We start from the raw sequence: 25746 nt of genomic DNA on the forward strand, positions 1-25746 counted from the left end.
GGAGGGCGCCCTGCCTCGTTGCGGAGGCCGTCGTCGCGACGACCGTGACGACCGTTGAGACCAGCTCCGGCGACGGCCGCTAAAGCCCGCGCCGGGGAGGCAACTTGGGGCGGGAGCGGTCGGGGACGTCGTCGTAGGTCGGCGGGGCCGCCGGGGGGCGGGTGGTGAGGAGGTCCAGCGCCAGCCGTACGGCGTCGTCGAGTTGGGCGTGGCGGCCCTCGGCCCAGTCGAGCGGCGTGCGCAGCACCTCCAGGTCGGGGGTGACGCCGGTGTTCTCCACGGACCAGCCGTACGCGTCGAACCAGGCCGCGTTCATCGGGACGGTGATGACGGTGCCGTCGCCGAGCTGGTGGCGGCCGGTCATGCCGACCACACCGCCCCAGGTGCGCTGGCCGACCACCGGGCCCAGCTTCAGCAGCTTGAAGGCGGCCGTGATCATGTCGCCGTCGGAGGACGTCGCCTCGTCGGCCAGGGCCACCACGGGGCCCCTCGGCGCGTTCGAGGCGTACGACACCGGCTGGGCGTCGCGGGTGAGGTCCCAGCCCAGGATCGTGCGCGTCAGTTTCTCCACCACCAGCTCGCTGATGTGCCCGCCCGCGTTGCCGCGCACGTCCACGAGCAGCGCGGGCCTGGACACCTCCATCCGCAGGTCGCGGTTGAACTGGGCCCAGCCCGAGCCGCCCATGTCGGGGATGTGCAGATAGCCGCACCGGCCACCGCTCAACTCGTGGACCACGGACCGCCGTTTGGCCACCCAGTCCTGGTAGCGCAGCGGGCGTTCGTCGGTGAGCGGGACCACGGCCACCCGGCGCGGGCGGCCCGCCTCGCCCTGGGCCGGGGTGAAGGTGAGTTCCACGGTGGTGCCGCCCGCGCCGGCGAGGAGCGGGTACGGGCCGGTGACCGGGTCTACCCGCCGTCCGTCCACGTGCGTGAGGACCGCCCCGTCCCGGATCCCGGTGCCGGCCAGCGGTGAACGGGCCTTGGAGTCGGAGGAGTCGCCGGGCAGGATCCGCCGGACGGTCCAACCGGCGTCCCGGCGTACGAAGTTGGCGCCGAGCAGACCCTGGAGGCGCTGGTAGTGCGGCGGGCCCTCGTTGCGGCGGGCGGCGGTGACGTACGCGTGGGACGTGCCGAGTTCGCCCAGCACCTCGCGCAGCAGATCCGCGAACTCGTCGGGTGAGGTGACCCGTTCGACCAGTGGCCGGTACTGGTCGAGGATCGCGTCCCAGTCGATGCCGCACATCCCCGGGTCCCAGAAGTAGGCGCGGATCAGCCGCCCGGCCTCCTCGTACGACTGCCGCCACTCGGCGCCCGGGTCCACCTCGTGCAGGATGCGCCGCAGGTCGATCCAGACGGTGGAGTCCAGGTCGCCCGACTCGGTCGACGGCACCGCCCGCAGGTCGCCCTCGTCGACCACGACCAGCCGGGAGCCGTCGCCGCTGAGCGCGAACCAGTCGAGGTGGTCGACGAGTTCGGACTTCTTCGCCTTGCTGATGTTGAAGTACTCGAGGGTCGGCCGCCCGCTGGTGTCGTCGGGGTTGGCGAAGGTCTCGCCCAGCGCCCCCGAGATCGGCCAGCGCAGCCACACCAGCCCGCCGCCCGCCACCGGACAGAGCGCCGAGTACTTGGACGCCGGCACCGGGAAGGGGGTGACGCGGCTCTCCAGGCCCTCGATCTCGACGGTCACGGTTCCGTCGCCGCCCTCGTCGTCCTCCACCGGGTCCAGGCCTCCGGCGGCGGGCCGGCCCTCCGGGGTCAGGGCGAAGGGGGAGGGGGTCGCCGACGACAGCGGCACCAGGTAGGGGCGGCAGCCCAGCGGGAAGGACAGGTCGCCGGTGTGCACGTCGTACACCGGGTCGAAGCCGCGCCAGGAGAGGAAGGCGAGATAGCGGCCGTCCCGGGTGAAGACGGGGTTCTCGTCCTCGAACCGGCCGTTGGTGACGTCGACGATGAGCCGGTCCTTGATGCGGGCCATCTTGATCTGCCGCAGCGACCGGCCGATCCCCGGATGCGACCAGGTCAGCCAGCTTCCGTCGGGGGAGAAGGCCAGGTCCCGCACGGGTCCGTTGACCGACGAGATCAGCTCGGTGACCGCACCGTCGGGGCTCGCACCGACCGGGCTCGCACCGGCCCTGTCCGCACCGGACCGGTCCGTACCGGCCGGGCTCGCGCCCTCCGGGTCCGCGTCGGCCGGATTCCCGGCGCCCGCGTCGTCGGGCCCGGTGATGCCGTCGGGCTGGGTGATGCCGTCGAGCCCGGTGACGCTGTCGGGCCGGGTGATGCCGTCGAGCCCGGTGATGTCGTCGGCCAGGGTGATGTCGTCGGACACGGTGATGAGGAGCAGGCGTCCGTCGTGCGCGGCGACGGCGAGCCGCTCGCCGTCGGGGTCGGACACCATCTCCAGCACCCGCCCGAGCCGTCCGGAGGCCAGCCTCCGGGGTGCGCGGTCGCCGGTGGCCCGGGGGAGATGGGCGATCTCGACGGCGTCCTCGCCCTCGGCGTCCGTCACATAGGCGACCTGGCCGCCCGAGCCGAGCATCTCCGGCAGCCGCACCCGTACCCCGGGGGTGTCGGTGATCGTCCGGGCGGGGCCGTCCCGGTGGGTCAGCCAGTACAGGCTGCCGCGTACGACGACGGCGCTCGCCCGTCCCGTCTCGTCCACGGAGATGCCGTCCACGTGCTGGGCGGCCGGGATCTGGTAGGGCCGCCGTCCCGCGCGCGGTCCGCCGAGCCGTACGTCGATCCGGCGCGGTTCGGAGCCGGCGGCGAGGTCGTCGACGATCCACAGATCCCCGGCGCACTGGTACACCACCCGGGTGCCGTCGCCGGCGGCGTGCCGGGCGTAGAAGGCGTCGTGGTCGGTGTGCCGGCGCAGGTCGGAGCCGTCGTGGGTGCAGGAGTAGAGGTTGCCGACGCCCTCGTGGTCGGAGAGGAAGGCGATGCGTCCGCCGACGAAGAGGGGGGAGTGCAGATGTCCGTCGAGGTCGGCCAGGAGCCGCTGCCCGTGCAGCCACAGGCGGCCCGTCGCTCCGCCCCGGTAGCGTTTCCAGGCGGCGGGTTCGTGCGGTGGGGTGCCGGTGAGCAGGAGGGTCCTGCGCTCGCCGTCGATGTCGGCGCTCTGGAGGTCGGAGACCGGGCCCCAGGGGAGCTTGCGGCCGGGGGCGCCGTCGGTGGGGACCTTGTAGGCCCAGGTGAAGTAGGAGAAGGGCTCGCCGTGGGAGGCGACGGCGAGGATGTCGGTGTTCCCGTCCTGGTCGGGGGGCGTCCAGCCGCAGACCTGGGTGTCGGAGCTGCCCCAGTACGTCAGCCGTCGTCCCGGTCCGCCGTCCACGGGCACCAGATGGATCTCCGGGACGAGGCTGCGCCAGCTCGTGTACGCGATCATGCTCCCGTCGGGGGAGAACCGGGGGTGTCCGGCCTTGGTGCGGTCGACGGTGAGCCGCCAGGCGCGGCCGGGGTCGGCCAGCGGGGCCAGCCAGAGGTCGTCCTCGGCCACGAAGCACAGCAGGTCACCACTGAGGTGGGGCAGACGCAGATAGCTCACCTCCCCATGCTTTTCCGGCGAATGGGGCCGGGCAACTTGTGGGCTCGCCGCGCGCCCGCCTTATGCGCTCTTCACAGGCGTGAGCCAGCACACGTACGAAACGGTTTCGTTTCGTTGATCCTCAGGGTATCTTCATGGTGTACGAGACGAGTTGGCTACGACGGAGCCGGAAGGTGAGTGGCATGACTGAGATCGCAACGGCGCGTCGCAGTCGCATCACGCCCGAGCGCGAGGCCGAGCTGTACCGGGCCGTGCTCGACCTGCTCCGCGAGGTCGGTTACGACGCCCTCACCATGGACGCCGTCGCCACCCGCACCCGATCCAGCAAGGCGACGCTCTACCGCCAGTGGGGCGGCAAGGCCGAGCTGGTGGCGAAGGCCGTGCGGCACGACAAGCCGGGCGCCGCCGCCGGCGGTGTCGACACCGGATCGCTCAGAGGCGATTTGCACGCCCTCACCATGCGTTCGGACGACTGCGAGATGGAGCAGAACTCCGCGCTGATGCGAGGTCTGGCCATGGCGATCCATGGCAGCCCGGACCTCCTGAAGGCGTTCAAGGAGCACCTCGTCGAGCCGGAGATGGCGGAGTTCCGCAATGTGCTCCAGCGGTCGATCGACCGGGGTGAGATCCGTGCGGACAACCCCGCGATCGACTTCGTGCCGCACATGATGATCGGCGCGTTCGCCGCCCGCACCATGCTCGACGAACAACCGCCGACCCAGGCCTTCCTCCTCGCGTACATCGACGCCGTCGTCCTCCCTGCCCTCGGCGTCTCCACCACCACCTGACCGTCCCCGCGGTCCGCCCACCTGACGTCACCGCTCACGTCGTCGGGCCGATCACCCCTGCCTCCCCGCCGGGTTGGTCAACCCTGCCCTGCACACACACGACCTGACCGGGAGTACGCCTCCGTGGCCACGTTCCTTTACAAACTCGGCCGGTTCGCCTTTCGGCGCCGCCACTTCGTCGCCCTCATATGGGTGGCCCTGCTGACCCTCGCCGGCGTCGGCGCCGCCTCCGCGCCCGCCGCCGGCACGACCTCCTTCTCCATCCCGGGCGTCGAGGCCCAAAAGGCCTTCGACCTGCTGGAACAGCGTTTCCCCGGAGCCAGCGCCGACGGCGGGACCGGACGCATCGTCTTCAAGGCGCCCGAGGGCCAGAAGATGACGGACGCCGCCAACAAGGCGACCGTCGAGAAGACCGTCAAGGCGCTCGGCGACGGCTCCGAGGTCGTCTCCGTCACCGACCCGTTCACGACGAACGCCGTGAGCAAGGACGGCACGGTCGCCTACACGTCGGTGAAGTACGACGCCCCCGGCATGGAGCTGAAGGACTCGACCAGGGACGCCCTCGAGACGGCCGGCGACGAGGCCCGGGCGACCGGACTGACCGTGGACGTCGGAGGTGACGCCCTCCAGGCGGGGGCCGAGCCCGGTGCGATCGGCGAGGTCATCGGTCTCGCGATCGCCGCCGTCGTCCTCGTCATCACCCTGGGCTCACTGGTCGCGGCCGGACTGCCGCTGCTGACGGCGATCATCGGCGTCGGCATCGGCGTCTCCACGATCACCGCCCTCGCCAAGGCGCTCGACCTCGGCGACACCACCTCCACCCTCGCGCTGATGATCGGCCTCGCGGTCGGCATCGACTACGCGCTGTTCATCGTCTCCCGCTACCGGAGCGAACTGGCCGAGGGCCGCGACCGCGAGGAGGCGGTCGGCCGCGCCACCGGCACCGCCGGCTCGGCGGTGGTCTTCGCCGGCCTCACGGTCGTGATCGCCCTGGCGGGCCTCGCGGTCGTCAACGTGCCGATGCTGACCAAGATGGGCCTCGCGGCGGCCGGCACGGTCGTGGTGGCCGTCCTCATCGCGCTGACCATGATCCCGGCGCTGCTCGGATACGCCGGCAAGAAGGTCAAGGCCACGGGCGAGAAGCGCAGGTCGGCCGGCGACAGGGCCGGCGCGAAGACCGCCGCGAAGACCGGCGACACCATCGGCGGGAAGGGCAAGCAGGGCAAGCCCGGCCTGGGCGTCCGCTGGGCGAGCTTCGTCATCCGCCGTCCGGCCGCCGTGCTGCTGCTCGGCGTGGTCGGTCTGGGCGCGATCGCCGTCCCCGCCACCCAGCTGGAGCTGGGCCTGCCCGACGACGGCTCGCAGCCGACGTCCACGACGCAGCGCCGGGCGTACGACCTGCTGTCGGAGGGCTTCGGCCCCGGTTTCAACGGTCCGCTGATGATCGTGGTCGACGCCAAGAACAGCGACGACCCCAAGGCGGCGGCCACCACGGTGACCGACGGGATCAAGGACCTCCAGGACGTCGCGACGGTCACCCCGGCCATGTTCAACAAGGCCGGCGACACCGCCACGATCACCGTGATCCCGGATTCCAAGCCGTCCTCCACCCAGACCGAGGACCTGGTGCACGCCATTCGTGACCAGGGCGTCGACGTCAGGGCCGACACGGGTGCGCAGGTGCTGGTCACCGGCACCACCGCGATGAACATCGACTTCTCGCAGAAGCTCAACGACGCGCTGATCCCGTACCTGGGCCTGGTCGTCGGTCTGGCCTTCCTGCTGCTGATCGTGGTCTTCCGCTCCATCCTGGTCCCGCTGAAGGCGGCCCTCGGCTTCCTGCTCAGCGTGCTCGCCGCGCTCGGCGCCGTGGTCGCGGTCTTCCAGTGGGGCTGGCTCGGCGGCCTGATCGGCGTCGAGGAGACCGGCCCGATCATGTCGATGATGCCGATCTTCATGGTCGGCGTGGTCTTCGGCCTCGCGATGGACTACGAGGTGTTCCTCGTGACCCGGATGCGGGAGGCGTACGTCCACGGCGAGAGCCCGAGCCAGGCCATCGTCACCGGCTTCCGGCACAGCGCCAAGGTGGTGGCCGCGGCCGCGATCATCATGATGGCCGTCTTCGGCGGCTTCATCAGTTCCACCGAGTCGATGATCAAGATGATCGGCTTCGGCCTCGCGATCGCCGTCTTCTTCGACGCGTTCATCGTGCGCATGGCGATCGTGCCGGCGGTGCTGGCCCTGCTCGGCAAGAAGGCCTGGTGGCTGCCGAAGTGGCTGGACCGCGCCCTGCCCAACGTGGACGTCGAGGGCGAGGGCCTGAAGACCCAGGCCGACGCCGCCTCGTCCCGGGACGGCGACGAGGACCGGGAACTGGTACGCGCCTGACGTACCGGTCCACCTGAAGACCGCCGGTGAGGGCTCCGTGGGGACGGGGCGCCCTCACCGGCTTCTTTTTTCACGGTCGGCCACGGTCGGTCGCGGTCGGTCGCGTCGGCCACCGTCGGCCAGGGTCGGCCGGGGTCGGCCGGGGTCGGTCGAGGCCATCGTCCGCGCGGGTCGCCGTCGTGATCCTCCCCGGCGTCTCGCGCGCGCCCGCGCGGGACGTCGTTGCGTCGGCTCCGCGCGGGACGTCGCGTCGGCTCCGCGCGGGACGTCGCGTCGGCTCCGCGCGGGGCCGGCGGCGCGAGGCGGGACAACCCGCTCGCGTGGCCCGTACACCGACCGCTAGCGTGCCGTGCATGACGACGACAGCCGCGCATCCCCGATTCGCCGAGGCGCTGCAGGACCTGGGCCTCGACCAGCTGCACACCCGGGTCCGCCGCTTCCCCGAGGCGACCCGGACCGCCGCCGAGGCCGCCGCCGCGATCGGGTGCGAGCTGAGCCAGATCTGCAAGTCGCTGATCTTCGCGGCGGACGGGGTGCCGGTGCTGGTGCTGATGGACGGCGCCTCGCGCGTCGACGTGGAACTGGTGCGCCGGGAACTCGGCGCGCAGAAGGTGACCCGGGCCGCCGCCGACGTCGTACGGGAGACCACCGGGTACGCGATCGGGGGCGTGCCGCCCTTCGGGCACCGGACGCGGACCCGGGTGCTGGCCGACCGGAACCTGCTCGCGCACGACATCGTGTGGGCCGCCGCCGGGAACCCGCACGTCGTCTTCCCCATGGCGCCCCGGGACCTCGTCGCACACGCCGACGCCACCCTCGTGGACGTGCGCGAGCACACCGCGTGACCCCGCTGGTCACCGCGGCCGTCCTGTTCGCCGCGATCACCCACGCCAGCTGGAACGCCATCGCCCACCGGATCACCGACAAACTCGTCGGGTTCACGCTGATCGCCGGCGGCGGCATGCTCATCGGGCTCGCGATGGTGCCGTTCACCGCCTTCCCGGCGGCCCGCGCGTGGCCGTACCTGCTGTCCTCCGCGCTGATCCACATCGTCTACTACGTGCTGCTGATGCGGTCGTTCCGGCTCGGCGACTTCGGGCAGGCCTACCCCATCGCGCGCGGCTCCGCGCCGCTCGTCGTCACCGTCCTCGCCGCCGTCTTCGCGCACGAGGTGCCGGACGGCTGGGCGGCCGCCGGTGTCGCGCTGTCCTGCGCGGGGCTGACCGGCGTCGCCCTGTGGGGGCTGCGCGGCCGGCGGCCGAACTGGGCGGCGATCGGCGCCGCGCTGGCGACCGGGCTGACCATCGCCGCGTACACCGTCGTCGACGGGCTCGGCGTGCGCGCCTCCGGGTCCTCCCTGGGGTACATCGCCTGGCTGATGGCCGTGCAGGGCGCCGTCATCCCGGCGTACGCCGTCCACCGCTGGCGCGGGCGGACCGTCGCCGTGCTCCGCCCCTACGCGGCCCTGGGCCTCCTCGGCTCCGCGCTGTCCGTCCTCGCGTACGCGCTCGTCCTGTGGGCGCAGACCCGCGCCGAACTGGCGCCGATCGCCGCGCTGCGGGAATCGTCGATCATCGTCGGGGCGGCCATCGGCGCGCTGTTCTTCAAGGAACGGTTCGGCGCGCCCCGGCTCGTCGCCGCCGGACTCCTCGTCGTCGGTATCGGCCTGATGCTGCACACCGGCTGAACCGCTCCGCCCTTCCTTCCGCTCGTCCCTCTCCTCCGCTGGTCCCTCCCCTCCGTTCCTCTGTTCCTCCGCTCCTCCGTCTCCTCGGCTCGTCCAGTGCCCGGCTGGTTAGGGTGAGGTCATGCCCGAGACGACAGCGTTCGGCCCCGACGAGCTCGACGCGTATCTGCGGCGGATCGGCTGGGAGGGGGAACGCCGTGCCGACGCGGCGACCCTGCGGGGTGTGCACCTGGCCCACAGCCGTGCCATCCCCTTCGAGAACCTGGACCCGCTGCGCGGCACGGTCCCCTCGTTGGCTCCCGCGGACCTGATCGCCAAGCTGGTCCGGGGCGGCCGGCGCGGCGGCTACTGCTACGAGCACAACATGCTGTTCGCGGCCGTCCTGGAGGCGCTGGGCTTCGGGGTGACCCTGCTGACGGCCCGGGTCGTCGTGGGCGCGCGGCGGTTCGAGGACCGCCCCCGCACCCATATGGCGCTCCTCGTCGCGGTTCCCGGCGCCCCGCTGCCGTACCTCGCCGACGTCGGTTTCGGCGCCCGGGGAGCCCTCCTCGAAGCCGTCCCGCTCACCGCGGACACCGAGTTCCACGACGCGGGCCGCCGCCATCGCCTCGTCCACGCCCCGCACCACGGCCCGCTGGACCTCTGGGTGCTCCAGGCGCACGAGACGAACGGGGCGTCCGACGGGGGTGCCTGGCAGGCGCAGTACGTCTTCACTCTCGAACCGTTCGAGCGGCCAGACTTCGAAGTGATCAACTGGCACATCGCCACCAACCCCCGCTCGCCGTTCAGCAGCCGCGTCTACGTCCAGCGCAGCACGCCCGGCCGCCACCTCCTCCTCGACGGCCCGCTGCTCACCGGGACCGGCGCCGACGGCACCGTCGAGCGGCGCGAGCTCACCGGCGAGACGGAGGCGCGTCGGGTCCTCGACGAGGAGTTCGGCGTCGCCGTGCCGGACGGGACGCGGCTGCTGCCCTGAGCCGACTGGGTGCGTCCGTCCGCTCTCAGGAGCACTCTGGAAGGAGGACTTCCGGAGGTGACCTCATGACCACTATGCACACCACTGTCGGATGGCATGTCGAGCTGGAGTTCGAGGAGGACGGTCGGCACACGCGCGCGGTCGCGCTGGTACGCCTGCCCGACGGGACCGAGATCAGGACCCAGGGGCACGCCACCCGGCACAACGTGGACATCGACCAGCCACGGGTCGGCGAGGAGATCGCCGGTGCCCGCGCCCTCAACGAGATCGCCATGCAGTTGCTGACCAAGGCCCATGTGGAGATCGACGACGACTCGGGCCGCAGGTCGCACTCGATCAACGTGTGAGCGCGCGTGAGCGCGTGTCGGCGTCAGCGCCCGGCGGCCAGGGCCGTCCGCAGCGCGCGCAGCAGCGCCTGCGCGCGCGGGTCCGCCGTCACGCTCGTCCGGAAGCCGTTGGTGACGTAGCCGAAGGCGATCCCCGACTCGGGGTCGGCGAGGCCGAGCGCGCCACCGCGGCCCGGGTGGCCGAAGGAGGCCGGGGACAGCAGCGGGGACGCGGCTCCGTGCAGCATGGGGCCGAGGCCGAACCGGGTGTTCACGACGAGCACCCGGTCCGGGCCCGCGGACTGCTCGCCGCGGGCCAGTTCCATCGTCTCCGGCCGCAGCAGCCGCACCCCGCCCGCCACCTCGCCGATCAGCGACGCATAGAAGCGGGCCAGGCCGTCGGCGGTGGCGATGCCGTTGGAGGCGGGGAGTGCCGCGGCCCGGTACGCGGGGTCGTTCTCGTCGGGGAGCGGGGTGATCGCGGCGAAGGCGCGGCGGGTGAGCGAGGCGGGATCGGCGTAGGCGGCGGCGACGGCAGGCTTGGGCCGGGTCCGCAGTGTCCCGCTCTGCGCGGGCGCGTCCACCTGCCCCACGCGCCCCACGCGCGCGCTCTGCGTCGGCGGCAGTCCGAGCCACAGGTCGGCCCCCACGGGCCCGGTGATCTCGTCGGCGATCCACTCGCCGATGGTCCTTCCGGTGATCCGCCGCACCAGCTCACCGGCCAGCCAGCTGTACGTCTGCGCGTGGTACCCGTGGTCCGTCCCGGGCTCCCAGGCCGGTGCCTGCGCCGCCACGGCGGCCGCGCCGAGGTCGGGATCGGCGGCCTCGGCCGGGGTCAGCGGCCGGTCCAGCACGGGCACGCCCGCGCGGTGCGCGAGCAGGTGCCGGACGAGCGTCCGCTCCTTGCCCGCCGCCTTGTACTCCGGCCAGTACGCTCCCACGGGCGCGTCCAGGTCCAGTTCCCCGCGCTGGTGCAGCAGCAGGAGCGCGGTGGCGGCGACGCCCTTGGTGGCCGACCGCACGATCTGCGCGGTGCCCTGCTCCCAGGGCGCCCCGTCGGCCGCGCCGTCGACGTCCCGTGCGCCGCCCCACAGGTCGACGACCTTGTGCCCGTCCCGGTAGACGGCCACCGCCGCGCCCCGGTCCCCGAGGGTCTCGAAGTTGCGGACGAACGCCTCCCGGACCGGCTCGAAGCCCTCGGCCACCGCACCGCTCACGTTCACGCCCGTCACGCCCTCTCGAAGATCGCCTTCAACTCCTGGGGGAACACCCCCGTCGAGCCTGCGATTCCTTCGTGTCGCTAGCCGAGAATGATCGTTACGTCGATGTTGCCGCGGGTGGCGTTCGAGTAGGGACAGACCTGGTGCGCCGCGTCCACCAGCTTCCCGGCGAGTTCCGGGTCGAGGACGGGGAGCGAGACACTGAGCGCGACGGCGAGCCCGTAGCCCTTGGTCTTGTTGGGCCCGATCCCGACCTTGGCCGCCACGGTGGACCCGGTGAGGTCGAAGCCCGCGCGGTTGCCGACGAGGATCAGCGCGTTGTGGAAGCAGGAGCTGTAGCCGGCCGCGAAGAGCTGCTCCGGGTTGGTGCCGTTGCCGTCGCCGCCCAGCTCCGGCGGCATCGCCACCTTCAGCTCGATCTGGCCGTCCTGGCTGGTCACGTACCCGTCGCGGCCGCCGTGGGCGGTCGCCTCGGCGACGTATGTGATCTTCGTCGGACGGGTGTCGACGGTGTTGACGCTGTCGACGGCGCTGCCTTCGGTCACGGCGGGACCTCCCCCGGGAACTTGCCCAATTGCTTTGCCCAATTACATCGTGCACAAGGTACCGGCCGGTAGGTAGGCGCTCGTTTACCAGGGGGGTGGTAACCGGGGGTAACTTCAGCGCCGGAACGGCGGCGGGGCTCAGGCGGGGCTCAGGCCAGGCTGCGGCCGTGCTCAGGCCGGGCTGCGACGAGGCAGCCGTGAGGTCATGGCGAGCGCTGTGGGTGTTGCGGGCGCTGTGGGCGCTGTGGGGCGGCCGGGGGCGTCACGGGCGGCCGTGGGGCTCAGCGGGTGCGGTCCGCCGCGCCCTGCGCCCGTTCCGCGAGCCCCCGGAGTTCCTCGCGCAACCGCGTGACCTCGGCCGTACCGAGCCCCGTCGTCGCGAGCAGGGTGCCGGGTACGCGCTCCGCGCGCCCCTTCAGTTCCTCGCCGCGCCCGGTGCACGCGACGAGGACCGAGCGCTCGTCCCGCGCCGAGCGCTCCCGGCGTACGAGCCCCGCCGCCTCCAGCCGTTTCAGCAGCGGTGACATCGTGCCGTAGTCGAGGCGCAGGGCCGCGGCCAGCTCCTTGACGGTCGTCTCACCGCGCTCCCACAGGACCAGCAGCACGAGGTACTGGGGGTAGGTGAGCCCCAGTTCGTCCAGGAGCGGCCGGTAGGCGGCTGTGACCGCGCGCTGGGCCGCGTACAGCGCGAAGCACAGCTGCTCGTCGAGGAGCAGCGTGCCGTCGGCGGTGGGTGCCTTGTTCGTCACGCGCCCATTGTTGCGGAGCGCGGGTCGAACCCGAAGGGCAACTCCAGGCGATGGGCGCGCATGAGGGCGTCGTCGGCGAGCAGTTCGCCGGTCCGGCCGTCCGCCGCGATCACGCCCTCACTGAGGATGAGGGCGCGCGGGCACAACTCCAGGGCGTACGGCAGGTCGTGCGTGACCATGAGCACGGTGACGTCCAACGAACGCAGGATGTCCGCCAGTTCACGGCGTGAGGCGGGGTCGAGGTTGGAGGACGGCTCGTCCAGGACGAGGATCTCCGGCTCCATCGCGAGCACCGTGGCGACGGCCACCCGGCGCCGCTGGCCGAAGGACAGGTGGTGCGGCGGACGGTTCTTGAACTCCGCCATGCCGACCTGCTCGAGCGCGTGGTCGACCCGCGCCTCCAGGGCGGCCCCCTTCAGCCCGGCCGCCGCCGGTCCGAACGCCACGTCCTCGCGGACCGTCGGCATGAACAACTGGTCGTCCGGGTCCTGGAAGACGATGCCGACCTTGCGGCGGATCTCCGCCATGTGCTGCTTGCCGACCGGCAGCCCGGCCACCGTGACGGTGCCCGCGCCGCCGGTCAGGATGCCGTTGAGATGCAGCACGAGGGTCGTCTTGCCGGCGCCGTTGGGGCCGAGCAGCGCGACCCGCTCGCCGCGCGCGACGGAGAAGTCCACGCCGAACAGGGCCTGGTGGCCGTCGGGGTAGGCGAAGGCCAGGCCGGCCACTTCCAGGGAGGGCGAGGGCGTCACGGCGTCAGTCACAGGGACCATCCCAACACGCAGACCAGGAGGGCGGCGAACGGGAGGGTCAGCGCGTACGACCACTGCGTCCGTGAGGCGGTCACCTCGTCGATCACCGGCATCGAACCGGCGTACCCCCGGCTGATCATGGCCAGATGCACGCGCTCGCCGCGCTCGTAGGAACGGATGAACAGCGCGCCCGCCGACTTCGCGAGCACCCCCCAGTGCCGTACGCCCCGCGCCTCGAACCCGCGCGACTCCCGGGCGATCCGCATGCGCCGCATCTCGTCCGTGATGACGTCGCCGTAGCGGATCATGAAGGACGCGATCTGCACGAGCAGCGGGGGCAGCCGCAGCCGCTGGAGGCCGAGCAGCAGTTCCCGCAGCTCCGTGGTGGACGCCAGCAGGACGGAGGCGGCGACGCCCAGGGTGCCCTTCGCGAGGACGTTCCAGGCGCCCCACAGGCCGTTGACGCTGAGCGACAGGCCGAGGACGTCGACCCGCTCGCCCTCCGCCACGAACGGCATCAGCACCGCGAACGCGACGAACGGCACCTCGATCAGCAGCCGTTTGAGCAGGAAACCGGCGGGCACGCGCGCGTGGTGCGCGACGAAGGCCAGCAGGACGGCGTACAGGCCGAACGCCCACATCGCCTCGCGCGGGGTCGACACGACGACCACCACGAAGGCGAGGACGGCGGCGAGCTTGGTGTGCGGCGGCAGGCCGTGCACGGGCGAGTGCCCGTGCCGGTAGAGCCGGTGCGCGTGTCCTGCGCCCATGACGTCAGGCGTTCTCTACGGCCGTCGGTGACACGTCGTCACCCGTCCGGCGCCTGCGGACCGCCCAGAACACCGCGCTGCCCGCGACGACGGTCGTGCCGACGCCGATCACCCCCGCGAGCCCGCCGGACAGCCGGGCGTTCGTCACGTCCTCGACGCCGTAGTCGGCGAGCGGGGAGTCGGAGGACGCGTGCTTCTCGGCCTTCGCGTCGATGCCCTTGTCGGCGGCGACCTTCTCCAGGCCGTCGGGGTTCGCGGAGGCGTAGAAGCTGACGAAGCCGGCCAGGACGAGGGAGGTGACCAGACCCGTCACCCACAGCGTGCGCCGCGAGGTGCGCGCCGCCACGGGCGCCGTGCGTGCCCCGGCCGGTGCCTCCTCGGCCGCCGGCGCGTCGACGAGTTCGCCGTGCACCCGCAGCTGGAGCTTCTGCCGCAGATCGCGCGCGCCGTGGACGAGATCCGGCCGTACGGCGACGACGGCGCCCACGGTCAGCGCGGTGATCACGGCCTCGCCGACGCCGATCAGCACATGCACGCCGATCATCGCGGTCGCCACCTTGCCGATCGACACATCGGTGGTGCCGCCGATCCAGTAGATGAGCGTGAAGGCCACGGCGGCGGCGGGCACGGACAGCACGGCGGCGACGAAGGACGCGGCCGTGATGGACCGGCGGCCGCGCGGCAGCACCTTCACCAGGCCGCGGAAGACGGCGTACGACACGACGGTCGTCACGATCGCCATGTCGGTGATGTTCACGCCGAGCGCGGTCAGGCCGCCGTCGGCGAAGAGGATGCCCTGCATCAGCAGGACCACGGACACGCACAGGACCCCTGTGTAGGGGCCCACGAGTATCGCGGCGAGCGCGCCGCCGAGCAGATGGCCGCTGGTCCCCGCCGCGACGGGGAAGTTCAGCATCTGCACGGCGAAGATGAACGCCGCCACCAGGCCGGCCAGCGGCGCGGTGCGGTCGTCGAGCTCGCGGCGCGCGCCGCGCAGGCTCACGGCGATGGCGCCGGCTGCGACGACCGCGGTCACGGCGGAGGTCGGGGCGTTGATGAATCCGTCGGGTACGTGCACCCGACGATGATAGTGGCTTAATGCGAACGGTTCGCAAGAGCGAGAAGGTTGTCTCTTCGGGCCCGCGGCGGGTCCGTGCCGGTGGCGGGTACCGGACCCCGTGTATCGCACATGTGAGATACGCCTGCGCGGAGGAGCGCAATCCGCAAAATATGCGACATTGGAAGGGGAGCGGACGCACAGCTTCCGCACAGGTCACGCTGCGTGAGAGGGTCGGCCGATGTCCGTAGTCGAACAGTACGCGCGAGCCCGCATCGTCACCGACGCCGACCAGGCCGAGGAAGAACGCAGGGCCGTACCCGTAGTCCTGCGGTACGACCCCGAGGACCCCCGAGCGGTTCGTATCGGACTGCCCGACCGGCGCGAGTGGACGTTCTCCCGCGCCCTGCTCGAACAGGGGCTGCGCGCCCCGACCGGTACCGGTGAGGTACGGGTATGGCCGTGCGGGCGCGTCCAGACCGTTGTCGAGTTCCACTCGCCGCACGGCGTCTCGGTCGTCCAGTTCGAGTCGAAGACGCTGCTGAGATTCCTGCGCCGCACCTATATGGCGACGGCGCAGCAGCCCGTCACGCACTAGCCGGGGATCGATCGTTCCGGCGGGCGTTCCGGCCGGGGATCGTCCGGCGGGCGTTCCGGCGGGCGTTCCGGCGGGTGTTCCGGCGGGTCTTCCGGCCGGGGTGTCAGCCGCCCATGCCCAGCAGTGACGCCACGATCGGTCCGGCCGTGTCGCCGCCGTGCCCGCCCGCCTGTACGACGCCCGCGGCCGCCAGGTCGCCCCGGTAGGCGGTGAACCAGCCGTTGGGCTTGTCCTGGTTGTCGACCTCGGCCGAGCCCGTCTTGGCGCCGTAGTCGGGGCCCAGACCGGACATCGCCTCGGCGGCCGTGCCGGCCGCGGCGGTGTAGTTCATCAGCTCCCGCAGCTGCGACACCGTGGACGACGACATCGTGCGCGAGGCCGTCGCCAGCGTGCGGTCGTCCACGGACGGGGCGACCAGATACGGCTGGTGGAAGGCGCCCGCCTTCACGGTGGAGGCGACCGACGCCATGTTCAGCGGGTTCATCCGCACCCCGCCCTGACCGATCAGCGACGCCGCCATCTGGGCCGCCGACTGCACCGGCACCGAGCCGTCGAAGGACGGGACGCCGATCGCCCAGTCGTTCATCGACAGACCGAAGACCTGCTGAGCCTGCTTGGTCAGGCTGTCGTTGTCCAGCTCGGGCGCCTGGCTGATGAAGGCGGTGTTGCAGGAGCGCGCGAAACTCGCCTTGAAGGTGCCGCCGGTGATCTGGAAGTCGTCGTCGTTGTGGAACTTCCAGCCGCCGTAGGTGAACGTCTTCGGGCAGGGGTGCGCCTTGTCCGCCGACGCCAGGTCCTTCTCGATGAGCAGCGACGAGGTGATGACCTTCATCGTGGAGCCGGGCGCGAGCGAGCCGTTGAACGCGGTGTTGAAGCCGTGGCTCGCGTTGGCCACCGCGAGGATCTCGCCCGTGGAAGGGCGCATCACGACGACCGACGAGCGCGCGGTCTTCGCCACCTGCTGCTCGGCGGCCGCCTGGAGGGTGGGGCTCAGCGTGGTCTTCACGGTGCCCGGAGTGCCCTTGCTGAGTTCCAGCAGCGTCTTGTCGGAGGCCTTCTTCGCCTTCGACGCCTTGCCGCGGACGACCTGGAGCTCGACGCCCGCCTTGCCGCCCGCCTTCTTGCCGTACTTCTCCCGCAGCCCGTCCAGGACCGGCTCCAGGGAGGGGTACTCGGCGGCGGTGAGCTCGCCGCCCGCGCTGTCGACGGCCTTGACCGGCGGGGTGCCGGACTCGCCGGTGACGAGCGTGTCGCCGTCCTGGAGGTCCGGGTGGACGACGGACGCGTGCCAGTCGACCTGCGCCTTGCCGTTCTTCGGGTTGCGGACGACGGTGAGCGTGCTGCTGTACGTGAGCGGCTTGCTGACGCTCTTGTACTTCACCGTGCCCTTCACGGAGAACGGGACCTTGGCGCCGGTGGCCTTGCCGGCGGTGAGTTTGACGCCCGTGACGTGCGCGTCCTTGGTGTAGCCGGTCAGGAGGGCGGTGGCGGCCGCGGAGTCGTCCGTGGCGGCGGCCGCCCCGGACACCTTGCCCTGCTGCCAGGCCGTCAGGAACCGTGTGGCCGTGGTCTTCGCCTCGGCCGCCGACGGCGCGTCGGCCCTGACCCGCGGCACCTGCTTGCCGTTGGCCGCCGCGGCGGACCCCTCGTCGGCCGCCGCTCCGCCGCCGTACAGCGCGTAGCCGGCGATGCCCGCCCCGCCGACCACGACGGCGATCATGCCGCCGGCGACGGCGGGCCGCCGCTTCTTGCTCCGCTCTTCGACGCGCCTTCTCTTGCCCACTGCCAGATCCTCCGGATCCCCAGGGGCTTCCCCCCAGCCCCGCTGCCCTCGTTGCCCTCACTGACCCCAACGACGGCTACCACCCTAGAGTCCCGTCCTGTGAGGGTGACGTCACGTGTGACGTCAGCCACCGTGACGTGAGCCACCGTGCCGTCGGTCACCGTGACGTGAGCCACCGTGCCGTCGTCTCCGTCGTCTCCGTCCCGCCGGTTCAGCCCGCCCGCAGTACGTCCACGACGATAGGGCCGGACGCGTCGACGCCGTGACCGCCGTCCTGGGTCATCGCGGCGGCCGCGACATCACCCCGGTACCCCGTGAACCAGCTGTCCGACTTGTTCTGCCCGTCGACCTCGGCGGAGCCGGTCTTCGCGCCGATCCGGCCGCTCAGTCCGGCCATCACCTCGGCCGCGGTGCCGCTGGTCGCGGTGCGGTTCATCATGGAGCGCAGTTGCTGCACGGTGCTCGACGACAGGCCACGCGCGTGTGCCGGTTCACGGCCGTCGAGACTGAGCGGCACGATCACCGGCTGCCGGAAGGCGCCCGTCATCGCGGTCGCCGTGACCGACGCCATGTTGAGCGGGTTCATCTGGACCTGGCCCTGGCCGATCAGCCCGGCCGCGGTGTCCGGGCCGCCGGCGGCCGGGACGGAGCCGTCGAAGGACGGGATGCCGGTCTGCCAGTCGAGGCCGATCCCGAAGCGGTCCCGGGCCTCGTTCGTCAGCGAGTCGACCTTCACCTCGTCCGCGAACTTCACGAACGCCGTGTTGCAGGAGCGGGCGAAGCTCTCGGCGAGGGTCGCCTTCTCGTTCGGCTTCATGCCGGTGATGTTCTGGAAGGTCTGGCTCTCGGAGACGGCCGAGGGCGGACAGGGCGCGGGCCCGTTCGCGGTGGTGAGGCCGTTGTCGATGAGGGTGGCCGCGCTGACGATCTTCATGGTGGAGCCTGGGGCGACCTCCCCCAGGAACGCGGCGTTCCAGCCGTCGGTGCGGTTGTTGGCGACCGCCAGCACCTCACCGGTGCTCGGTTTCACGGCCACCACCGACGACTGGTTGTACTTCTGCACCGCCTTCTCCGCGGCCGCCTGCACGTCCGCGCTGAGGGTGGTGGGCACCTTGCCCGCCTTGCCCTCGGCGAGGGTCAGCAGCGGGGTGTCGGCGGTGTCCTGGGTGGCGTGTCTGATCGCCAGCTCGACGCCCGCCGTCCCGCCCGCCTTGCTCCCGTACTTGGCGCGCAGCTGGTCCAGGATCGGCCCCAGGGAGGGGTACTTCTCCTTGGTGAGCACCTTGCCGTCACGGTCCACGGCCTCGATCGACGGCGCCGCCGACGAGCCCGTGACCAGGGTGTCGTCCATGGACTTCAGCTCGGGGTGGACCACCGACGGCGCCCAGTCCACCAGCGCCTTGCCGGTGGTGACGCCCCGTACGATGGTCAGCTCGCTCTTGTAGCCGAGCGGCTTGGACTTCCCTCCGTACGACACCGTCGCCCTGACCGAGAAGGGCACGCTGTCGCCCACCGCGGCACCCGGTGTGATCTTCACTTCGGTGATGTGCGCCGACTGGCCGTAGGAGGTCAGCAGGGGCTCGGCCTTCGCCGCGTTGTTGGTGAGACCGGCGGCCGCCACGGCCTGCCCCTTCTCCCAGGCCGCGAAGAACTTGGCGCTCGTGTCCTTCACCTCGGACCCGCTGGGCGGCCCGGTCTTCACGACCGCCGGCTCACTGCCCCCCGACCCGTCGCCGCCGCCCCCGCTCAGCGCGTTCACGATGTTGAAGGCCCCGTAACCGGCCCCGCCCACCATCACCGCGAAGACCGAGCCGACTACGGCTGCCTTGGCCCCCTTGCGCATGTTCGCCCTCCCCGTCGTCCCCGTCACTGTCCCCGCGAGGCTTTCTGAACGCGTTCAGAAAAATCCCCTCAGCCTCACAGTAAGCGGAAAGGGTGGTACGTGGGGCGCGAGTTGCCGCAATCGTTAGACCCACGTATCCAGCCACATACGTGAACGCCGGTCGCCGACCGGGATGGCCTGTCTGTCGGTGTGACGCCGCAGGAGTCCCGCATGTCGGCCGATGAAGGTCGATCGGGCGTGCCGTCCGCCTTCGGCCAGGGCTGTGTATGCAGCCTTGGCGCCGCTGTGCAGCGCGCCTCTGTGTGCGGATGGGCACGCGGCCGGAGGCGGAGTGGGCCCGGGCGCGGCCGCGGTGCGGTCTTGCACGGTGCGGAGTGTTGTGGGTGGGATGGGCAGGAACAGCATGCTGAGTGGGCGATATCCGGCGAGGGGGACTGGTGCGAGATTCGCTACCGGGGGACGGCACGCGTAATCAGGTGTCGGGCGTGGGTGCGGGTGCTGTACAAGGGCGGGACTTCCAAGGCAACACGATCCATCTGCATTCCGGCGGGGTGCAGATGTCGAGGCCTCGTCAGTTGCCGCGTGACGTTTCCTGCTTCACGGGGCGGCGCCGTGATGTGGCGGCCCTCGACTCGCTGCTCGACGAGTCGACATCGCGGTCCGTCACCATGATTGTCTCCGCTATCGCGGGGGCGGCGGGCGTCGGGAAGACGGCGCTCGCCGTCCACTGGGCGCATCGGGTGAGGGATCGGTTCCCTGATGGGGATCTGTACGTGAACCTTCAGGGATATGGCCCGAGCAGGCCGCTTCGGCCCGGGGACGTGCTCGATGGATTTCTGACCGCCATGGGTACGGCGCCCGAACGTATCCCGCGGGAGGTCGAGTCGCGGGCGGCCATGTTCCGCACGCTGGTGGACGGGCGGCGGATGCTGATCGTTCTCGACAACGCCAACAGCGCCGAGCAGGTGCGACCCATGCTGCCCGGTTCACGGGGGCCGCTGGTCCTGATCACAAGCCGTAGTCGGCTGGCTGGACTCGTCGCCCGTGACGATGCGTTCCGAGTCGACCTGGATCTGCTGGCCCCGGATGAGGCGAGCATGCTGCTGGGCAAGATCGTCGGCCCGGACCGCGTTGCCGCCGAGTCGGAAGCGGCCACGCGCATCGCCCAATTCTGTGCGCACCTTCCACTGGCGCTGCGGATCACGGCCGAGTATCTGGCGGCACATCCGCGCAGGCCGCTTGCCGAACTCGCGCAGACTCTCGCCGGTGAAGACAACCGGCTGGACGTCATGGCTACCGGCGACGACGAGGTGACCGCGGTGCGCAACGTGTTCTCTTGGTCGTATCGCGCCCTTCGCCCTGAACTTGCCCGTACCTTCAGACTCTTGGGTCTGCATGCCGGTCCTGACATGTCCATCGACGCCATTGCGGCGCTGAGCGGTACGGGAACGGTCGCCACGCGCAGGCTTGTCGACGGAGTGGCGGCCGTGCACCTCATCGAAGAACCCGTCGACGGCCGCTATCGATTCCACGACCTGCTGCGGGTCTACGCCGGTGAGCGCGCCATCGCGGACGAGTCGGAGGTGGCCCGTAAGGAGGCCGTGGAGCGAGTACTCCTGTGGTATTTGCACGCCACCTCGGCGGCCAGGACCGTGCTCACGGTCGGCCGACCCGGGACCCCGTTCATGTTGCCCTCCGCATTCGGCCTCCCACCTGCTTCCGCTCCCGTGTTCACCGGTCACAAGGAGGCGTTGGCGTGGTGTGATGCCGAACTGGCCAACGTGGAGGCGGCGATAGGGCAAGCCGCAGAGCAAGGTCGCGACGACGTGGCTTGTTGGCTGCCTGTGGTACTTCAACCGTATTTCCAGCGCCGAAACCTCTTCCGTGCTTGGGTCGCCACGCATACGGCCGGTCTTGCCGCCGCCCGGTCGGTGAACGACTCTCAGGCGGAGGCCGAACTGAACCGGGGCATCGGCGGCGCCTACTACTACCAGGGCCGTTTCGAGGAATCGTATGAGCATCAGCGCCGCGCCCTCGACGGCTATCGGTCGCTGGGCCAGGAAGGGGAGATCGTATTGGTCAATCTGGGGAGCGTCTGCGCCGCTCTGGAACGGTACGACGAGTCCCTCGCCCACCTCCGAGAGGCGTTGGGCGTATCCCGGCGGATCGGTCACCGCAATGCGGAGGCATTCGCTCTCCAGAGCATGGGATCGACCTACCAGCGGCTGAACAGGTTCGAGGAGTCGGTGCCTTACTGCAGAGACGCCGCCGAAGTGTTCCGCGAGACGGGTGACCGTTTCGGTTTCGGTATTGCTCTCGCCCGGCTGGCCTATGCCCTTTTGCGGCAGCGTAAATTACCGGAGGCGATCCACTGCCTGCGGCAGGCGCTCGGCAATTCCCGTGACATCGGGGACCACCCTGGCGAGGCGTGGATCCTTGAGACCCTGGGGGCCGCCACGTACGAGGTCGGCCAGAAGGATTCGGCACTGGAGAACTGGCGGAACGCGCTCCGTCTCTACGAAGGGCTGCTGGACAACGACGGCGCGGCCCGCGTCCGTATGCAGGTCTCCCGTCCCGTGGTCCCGCTGACCACTCCGCTTCCCCGCCTATGAGGCGCCCGGTGGCTCGGGCGGGACAACAGGAAGGTACGCAGGGGCGGATCCAGTGACGAACGAGTTCCTGGAGAAGTTCCTGCCCTGCAGCACCGGCCCGTGAAAAGTGCCTCCGCTGATGGCGTTGTGCGTGCCACCGGCACCCGTATCAACGAGCTTCGCCTGCTCATGCCATCGCTGTAGCGCCAGGTGGAAGTCTGCGTCCACGGCCGCCCGTACCGCCAGCACGGTACTGAGCGCCTGAGCCTGGGTCGGATCGCCCGGCGTTCGAACCAGTCGCGCCAGTTCGGCTTCACCCGAACTCACTGTCGGAGCACCAGGGTCCTCGGCTCCTCGGAAGGGACGCCGCACCAGTGAACCGAGGCCGGCCCACACTTGCCGACCTATTTCCCCGCCGGCGCCACCCGCCAACGCCGCAAGCAACCCCACCGACACCGGATCCACGCTGCACCGCCTCTCACATCTGGCATTCACCACAAGTGGACCACCCCAGGGAAGAGGGCATGGCCCGGTTCGGTCATCTGCCGGCCGAAGAGGGCTCCGAAAGTCCCTGGGGCGGCCCGGAGAGGTCGTCGACGGCCAACGATGCCCACGACGACTGAATGTTCGTCGTGGGCATCGTGACGGGTCGGCGGGGCTAGACCCAGGTGTCGAGCCACATTCGTGATCGCCAGTCGTCGATGGGGATCGCCTGGCCGGTGTACAGGGGCCAGAAGTAGATGAAGTTCCAGGCGATGAGGAGGACGAGGACGCCTGCGCCGGTGGCGCCCGCCACGCGGCGGGTGTCGCTGGAGCCCGGTGGGCCGACGAGCGCGCCGATCATCATCGCCAGCGCCAGGCACAGGAAGGGCAGGAAGACGACGGCGTAGAAGAGGAAGATCGTGCGTTCCTGGTACATGAACCACGGGAGGTAGCCGGCCGCGATGCCGCAGACGATCGCGCCCGCCCGCCAGTCGCGGCGGAAGAGCCAGCGCCACAGGACGTAGGCGAGCGCGAAGCAGGCCGCCCACCACAGCAGCGGGGTGCCGATCGCGAGGACCTCGCGGGCGCACTTCTCGCCGGCGTCGGTCGGGCAGCCGTCCTTGCCGGGGGCGGGGGACTCGTAGAAGTACGAGACCGGGCGGCCGAGGACGAGCCAGCTCCACGGGTTCGACTGGTACGTGTGCGGCGAGGTGAGGTGGGTGTGGAACTCGTAGACCTCGTGCTCGTAGTGCCACAGGCTGCGCCACCAGTCGGGGAACAGCCAGGTCCAGTTGCCGCCCTTGCCGTCGGTGGCCGCCCAGTTGCGGTAGTAGCCGCCCTTGCCGTCGGTGGCGGACAGGATCCAGCCGGTCCAGGACACCAGGTAGGTGGCCAGCGCGACCGGGACCGTGGCCAGGAACGCGAAGCCCGTGTCGCGCTTCAGCACCGCCAGGTACGGGCGGCGGGCGCCCGCCACCTTGCGCGAGCCGACGTCCCACAACACCGCCATCAGGCAGAACGCGACCAGGATGTAGAGGCCGTTCCACTTCGTGCCGATGGCCAGGCCCAGCATCAGGCCCGCACCCCAGCGCCAGGGGCGCAGGCCCAGGCGGGTGGTCTCGGCGATGTGCGGGTCGGGGCGGTAGCGGCCGTCCACGTCGGGTGGGAGCGCGGCGGCGAGTTTCTCGCGTGCCTTGTCCCGGTCGACCACCAGGCAGCCGAAAGCCGCCAGTACGAAGAACATCAGCACGCCGTCGAGCAGCGAGGTGCGGCTCATCACGAAGGCGAGCCCGTCGACCGCCATCAGGGCGCCCGCCAGACAGCCCAGGAAGGTGGAGCGGAAGATCCGGCGGCCGATCCGGCACAGCAGCAGGACGCTGAGCGTGCCGAGCACCGCCGTCATGAACCGCCAGCCGAACGGGTCGAACCCGAAGAGCAGTTCGCCCAGCCCGATCACGTACTTGCCGACCGGCGGATGCACGACGTAGGCCGCGTCCGTCGGGATCGTGACGTGCCCGCCCGAGGAGAGGATGACGTCGTTGGCGTTCTTGTCCCAGTTCACCTCGAACCCGCGGTGGACGACCGCCCACGCGTCCTTGGCGTAGTACGTCTCGTCGAATATCACCGCCTTGGGGCTGCCCAGGTGCCAGAAGCGGAGCACGCCCGCCAGCAGCGTGACCAGCAGCGGACCGCCCCAGGACGACCAGCGCCCGATCCGGTCCGCCCACACGGGCGGAAGGCCCAGCGCCTGCCACAACCGGGGGCTGGGCTGCGCGAACGGAGGCACCAGCCGCTCCCGGACGTCGGCGGACGGCTCCGCTGTGTATCCGAAACGGCGCAGCCGTTGCTGCCACGACGGCCGCTGGTCGGGCGGCGTCCGGCCCTGCCGGTAGTCCGTGGAGTCCATGGAGGACGCGGTACTGGTCACCGCGCCATCGTAGGGAACAGGTCTGTGCGAGTCCCGTGCATGGGCCCTAACCGGCCTGGTCGATCGAGCGGGGTCCGGCCCTGCGAGGATGGAAACGTGACAGCTACGCCCGGAATCCTCGTTCTTGCCGGTACTCCCATCGGTGACGTGTCCGACGCCCCGCCCCGGCTCGCCGAGGAGCTGGCCGGTGCCGACGTGATCGCCGCCGAGGACACGCGCCGGCTGCGGCGGCTGACCCAGGCGCTCGGGGTGACGCCCAAGGGGCGTGTCGTGTCCTACTTCGAGGGCAACGAGTCCGCCCGTACCCCCGAGCTGGTCGTGGAGCTGGTGGGCGGCGCGCGGGTGCTGCTCGTCACGGACGCCGGGATGCCGTCGGTCTCCGACCCCGGGTACCGGCTGGTCGCCGCGGCCGTGGAGCAGGACATCCGGGTCACCGCGGTCCCCGGCCCGTCCGCGGTGCTCACCGCGCTGGCCCTGTCCGGGCTGCCCGTCGACCGGTTCTGCTTCGAGGGGTTCCTGCCGAGGAAGGCGGGGGAGCGGCTGTCCCGGCTGCGGGAGGTCGCGCAGGAGCGCCGGACCCTCGTGTACTTCGAGGCCCCGCACCGGCTCGACGACACCCTGGCCGCGATGGCCGAGGTGTTCGGCACGGACCGGCGGGCCGCCGTGTGCCGGGAGCTGACGAAGACGTACGAAGAGGTGAAGCGCGGTCCGCTCGGCGAGCTGGCGGAGTGGGCGGCCGAGGGCGTGCGGGGCGAGATCACCGTCGTCGTCACCGGGGCGGCCGAGCGCGGTCCCGAGGAGTTCGACGCGGCGGAGCTGGTGCGGCGGGTGCGGGTGCGCGAGGAGGCGGGCGAGCGCCGCAAGGAGGCCATCGTGGCGGTGGCGGCGGAGGTCGGGCTGCCGAAGCGGGAGGTGTTCGACGCGGTGGTGGCGGCGAAGAACGCCGGGGAGCTGCGACCGCCGTCGGCGGAAAGCCCGTGACGGTGGGCTGTGACGGTGGGCCGTGACGGTGTGACGGTTGTTGCCCGGGCGGGGTGAAGGGGCTCACACCCCCTCTGAGCAGGGCGCATGCCGTCTGAGCGTGCGCCCCATGTGCGGGCAAAGGGCGCCGGGCGTTGTGGCAAGGGACGCCCAAATCGGCTTCAACAGTGCACAGGTCGAGTGCATTCGCTCCGGGCGAGGCGTCCACTGGATGACGGGACTCGAACCGTCCCACCGGCGGACCACAGGAGCGGTCATGAGTGAGATCACAGGGCAGACCGGCCTCCGCGGCGGCGCGAGCGCCGTCGTCAACGAGTCGTACTCCTTCGCCTGCATGCGCTGCGGGCACGGCTGGGAGCAGGCCTTCGAGATAGAGCACCACACCGACGCCGACGGTCACGAGTTCGTCCTCTACGTGGCGAACGGGCGCGTCGTGCCGTCGCCGCTGAGCCGCCCCGCGTGCCAGAACTGCGACGGGCACGTCGTGCGCATCATGCGGGCGGGGCAGGTCTCGTCGGTGCTCAGTGCGGCCCGTCCGCAGAAGGCGTCCCCGGCGGGTCCGGTCCAGGCGCCGGTCGCGGCGGCCGAGGAGCCGTCCGACGCCCACTCCGACGCCCACTCCGGCCCGCACTCCAAGGTGCCGCAGCAGCACCACTGGCACCTGTCCGACCTTCTGCACCCGTTCCGCAGGGCGAGCTAGCCGGCCGGAGGGAGGGCGTGCCCCTTCCGTAGGATCGG

20 protein-coding genes are annotated in these 25746 nt (G+C 71.2%); 10 read left to right on the forward strand and 10 right to left on the reverse strand.

Annotated elements, in window-relative coordinates; translation table 11 throughout:
- Positions 1-79: 79 nt before the first annotated feature.
- On the reverse strand, positions 80-3544 hold the full coding sequence (locus tag ABT070_RS38760) for a S41 family peptidase (RefSeq protein WP_351767621.1): 3465 nt from the start codon (positions 3542-3544) through the stop codon (positions 80-82).
- A gap of 182 nt (positions 3545-3726) precedes the next feature.
- On the opposite strand from ABT070_RS38760, the gene ABT070_RS38765 reads away from it, so the two are divergent.
- From ABT070_RS38765 to ABT070_RS38790, 6 genes are all read left to right on the forward strand, one after another.
- Positions 3727-4332 (forward strand): TetR/AcrR family transcriptional regulator, encoded by a 606-nt coding sequence (locus ABT070_RS38765; protein WP_351767622.1) that lies wholly within the window; start codon positions 3727-3729, stop codon positions 4330-4332.
- A 123-nt stretch (positions 4333-4455) separates the two neighbouring features.
- Positions 4456-6720: an MMPL family transporter gene (locus ABT070_RS38770; protein ID WP_351767623.1), complete on the forward strand. Its 2265-nt coding sequence runs from the start codon at positions 4456-4458 to the stop codon at positions 6718-6720.
- A gap of 353 nt (positions 6721-7073) precedes the next feature.
- Positions 7074-7565 carry a YbaK/EbsC family protein gene (locus ABT070_RS38775; protein WP_351767624.1) on the forward strand — a complete coding sequence of 164 codons (492 nt, stop codon included), beginning with the start codon at positions 7074-7076 and terminating at the stop codon, positions 7563-7565.
- On the forward strand, positions 7562-8407 hold the full coding sequence (locus ABT070_RS38780) for an EamA family transporter (RefSeq protein ID WP_351767625.1): 846 nt from the start codon (positions 7562-7564) through the stop codon (positions 8405-8407). Before ABT070_RS38775 ends, ABT070_RS38780 begins: the two co-directional genes overlap by 4 nt.
- 121 nt (positions 8408-8528) lie before the next feature.
- A complete protein-coding gene (locus tag ABT070_RS38785; RefSeq protein ID WP_351767626.1) occupies positions 8529-9383 on the forward strand; it encodes an arylamine N-acetyltransferase family protein in 855 nt (284 codons plus the stop codon).
- A 74-nt stretch (positions 9384-9457) separates the two neighbouring features.
- Entirely contained in the window at positions 9458-9730 is a 273-nt protein-coding gene (locus ABT070_RS38790) for a DUF1876 domain-containing protein (RefSeq protein ID WP_351767667.1), read from the forward strand.
- 23 nt (positions 9731-9753) lie between these two features.
- On the opposite strand, the gene ABT070_RS38795 is transcribed toward ABT070_RS38790, so the two are convergent.
- The 6 genes from ABT070_RS38795 to ABT070_RS38820 all read right to left on the reverse strand — a co-directional run bounded on the left by ABT070_RS38795 (position 9754) and on the right by ABT070_RS38820 (position 14823).
- A complete protein-coding gene (locus tag ABT070_RS38795) occupies positions 9754-10932 on the reverse strand; it encodes a serine hydrolase domain-containing protein (RefSeq protein ID WP_351767627.1) in 1179 nt (392 codons plus the stop codon).
- Positions 10933-11009: 77 nt separating this feature from the next.
- Positions 11010-11474 (reverse strand): organic hydroperoxide resistance protein, encoded by a 465-nt coding sequence (locus ABT070_RS38800; RefSeq protein WP_351767628.1) that lies wholly within the window; start codon positions 11472-11474, stop codon positions 11010-11012.
- 281 nt (positions 11475-11755) lie between these two features.
- On the reverse strand, positions 11756-12223 hold the full coding sequence (locus ABT070_RS38805; protein WP_351767629.1) for a MarR family winged helix-turn-helix transcriptional regulator: 468 nt from the start codon (positions 12221-12223) through the stop codon (positions 11756-11758).
- Positions 12220-12996 (reverse strand): energy-coupling factor ABC transporter ATP-binding protein, encoded by a 777-nt coding sequence (locus tag ABT070_RS38810; protein WP_451102599.1) that lies wholly within the window; start codon positions 12994-12996, stop codon positions 12220-12222. The genes ABT070_RS38805 and ABT070_RS38810 overlap by 4 nt, the downstream gene beginning before the upstream one ends.
- Positions 12984-13745 (reverse strand): cobalt ECF transporter T component CbiQ, encoded by a 762-nt coding sequence (cbiQ, locus tag ABT070_RS38815; RefSeq protein ID WP_351767630.1) that lies wholly within the window; start codon positions 13743-13745, stop codon positions 12984-12986. The genes ABT070_RS38810 and cbiQ overlap by 13 nt, the downstream gene beginning before the upstream one ends.
- A gap of 4 nt (positions 13746-13749) precedes the next feature.
- Positions 13750-14823 (reverse strand): energy-coupling factor ABC transporter permease, encoded by a 1074-nt coding sequence (locus tag ABT070_RS38820; protein ID WP_351767631.1) that lies wholly within the window; start codon positions 14821-14823, stop codon positions 13750-13752.
- Positions 14824-15043: 220 nt separating this feature from the next.
- Here ABT070_RS38820 and ABT070_RS38825 point away from each other — a divergent pair, with 220 nt between their 5' ends.
- The gene (locus ABT070_RS38825) at positions 15044-15400 is read left to right on the forward strand and encodes an SsgA family sporulation/cell division regulator (protein WP_351767632.1); all 357 of its coding nucleotides are present in this window, start codon (positions 15044-15046) and stop codon (positions 15398-15400) included.
- Between the two features lie 103 nt (positions 15401-15503).
- Here ABT070_RS38825 and ABT070_RS38830 read toward each other — a convergent pair whose 3' ends face one another.
- Entirely contained in the window at positions 15504-17183 is a 1680-nt protein-coding gene (locus ABT070_RS38830; RefSeq protein ID WP_351767633.1) for a penicillin-binding transpeptidase domain-containing protein, read from the reverse strand.
- Positions 17184-17394: 211 nt separating this feature from the next.
- Positions 17395-19026 (reverse strand): penicillin-binding transpeptidase domain-containing protein, encoded by a 1632-nt coding sequence (locus ABT070_RS38835; protein ID WP_351767634.1) that lies wholly within the window; start codon positions 19024-19026, stop codon positions 17395-17397.
- A gap of 437 nt (positions 19027-19463) precedes the next feature.
- On the opposite strand from ABT070_RS38835, the gene ABT070_RS38840 reads away from it, so the two are divergent.
- A complete protein-coding gene (locus ABT070_RS38840; protein WP_351767635.1) occupies positions 19464-21638 on the forward strand; it encodes an ATP-binding protein in 2175 nt (724 codons plus the stop codon).
- Between the two features lie 637 nt (positions 21639-22275).
- Here ABT070_RS38840 and ABT070_RS38845 read toward each other — a convergent pair.
- On the reverse strand, positions 22276-24027 hold the full coding sequence (locus tag ABT070_RS38845) for a dolichyl-phosphate-mannose--protein mannosyltransferase (protein WP_351767636.1): 1752 nt from the start codon (positions 24025-24027) through the stop codon (positions 22276-22278).
- A 96-nt stretch (positions 24028-24123) separates the two neighbouring features.
- Here ABT070_RS38845 and rsmI point away from each other — a divergent pair, with 96 nt between their 5' ends.
- Both rsmI and ABT070_RS38855 read left to right on the forward strand, forming a co-directional pair.
- Complete coding sequence (rsmI, locus tag ABT070_RS38850; RefSeq protein ID WP_351767637.1) at positions 24124-25008, forward strand: 16S rRNA (cytidine(1402)-2'-O)-methyltransferase; 885 nt, start codon at positions 24124-24126, stop codon at positions 25006-25008.
- Between the two features lie 256 nt (positions 25009-25264).
- Entirely contained in the window at positions 25265-25708 is a 444-nt protein-coding gene (locus ABT070_RS38855; RefSeq protein ID WP_351767638.1) for a hypothetical protein, read from the forward strand.
- Positions 25709-25746: the final 38 nt, after the last annotated feature.

It is taken from the genome of Streptomyces sp. NPDC002884 (assembly GCF_040295245.1).
Taxonomy (GTDB): domain Bacteria; phylum Actinomycetota; class Actinomycetes; order Streptomycetales; family Streptomycetaceae; genus Streptomyces.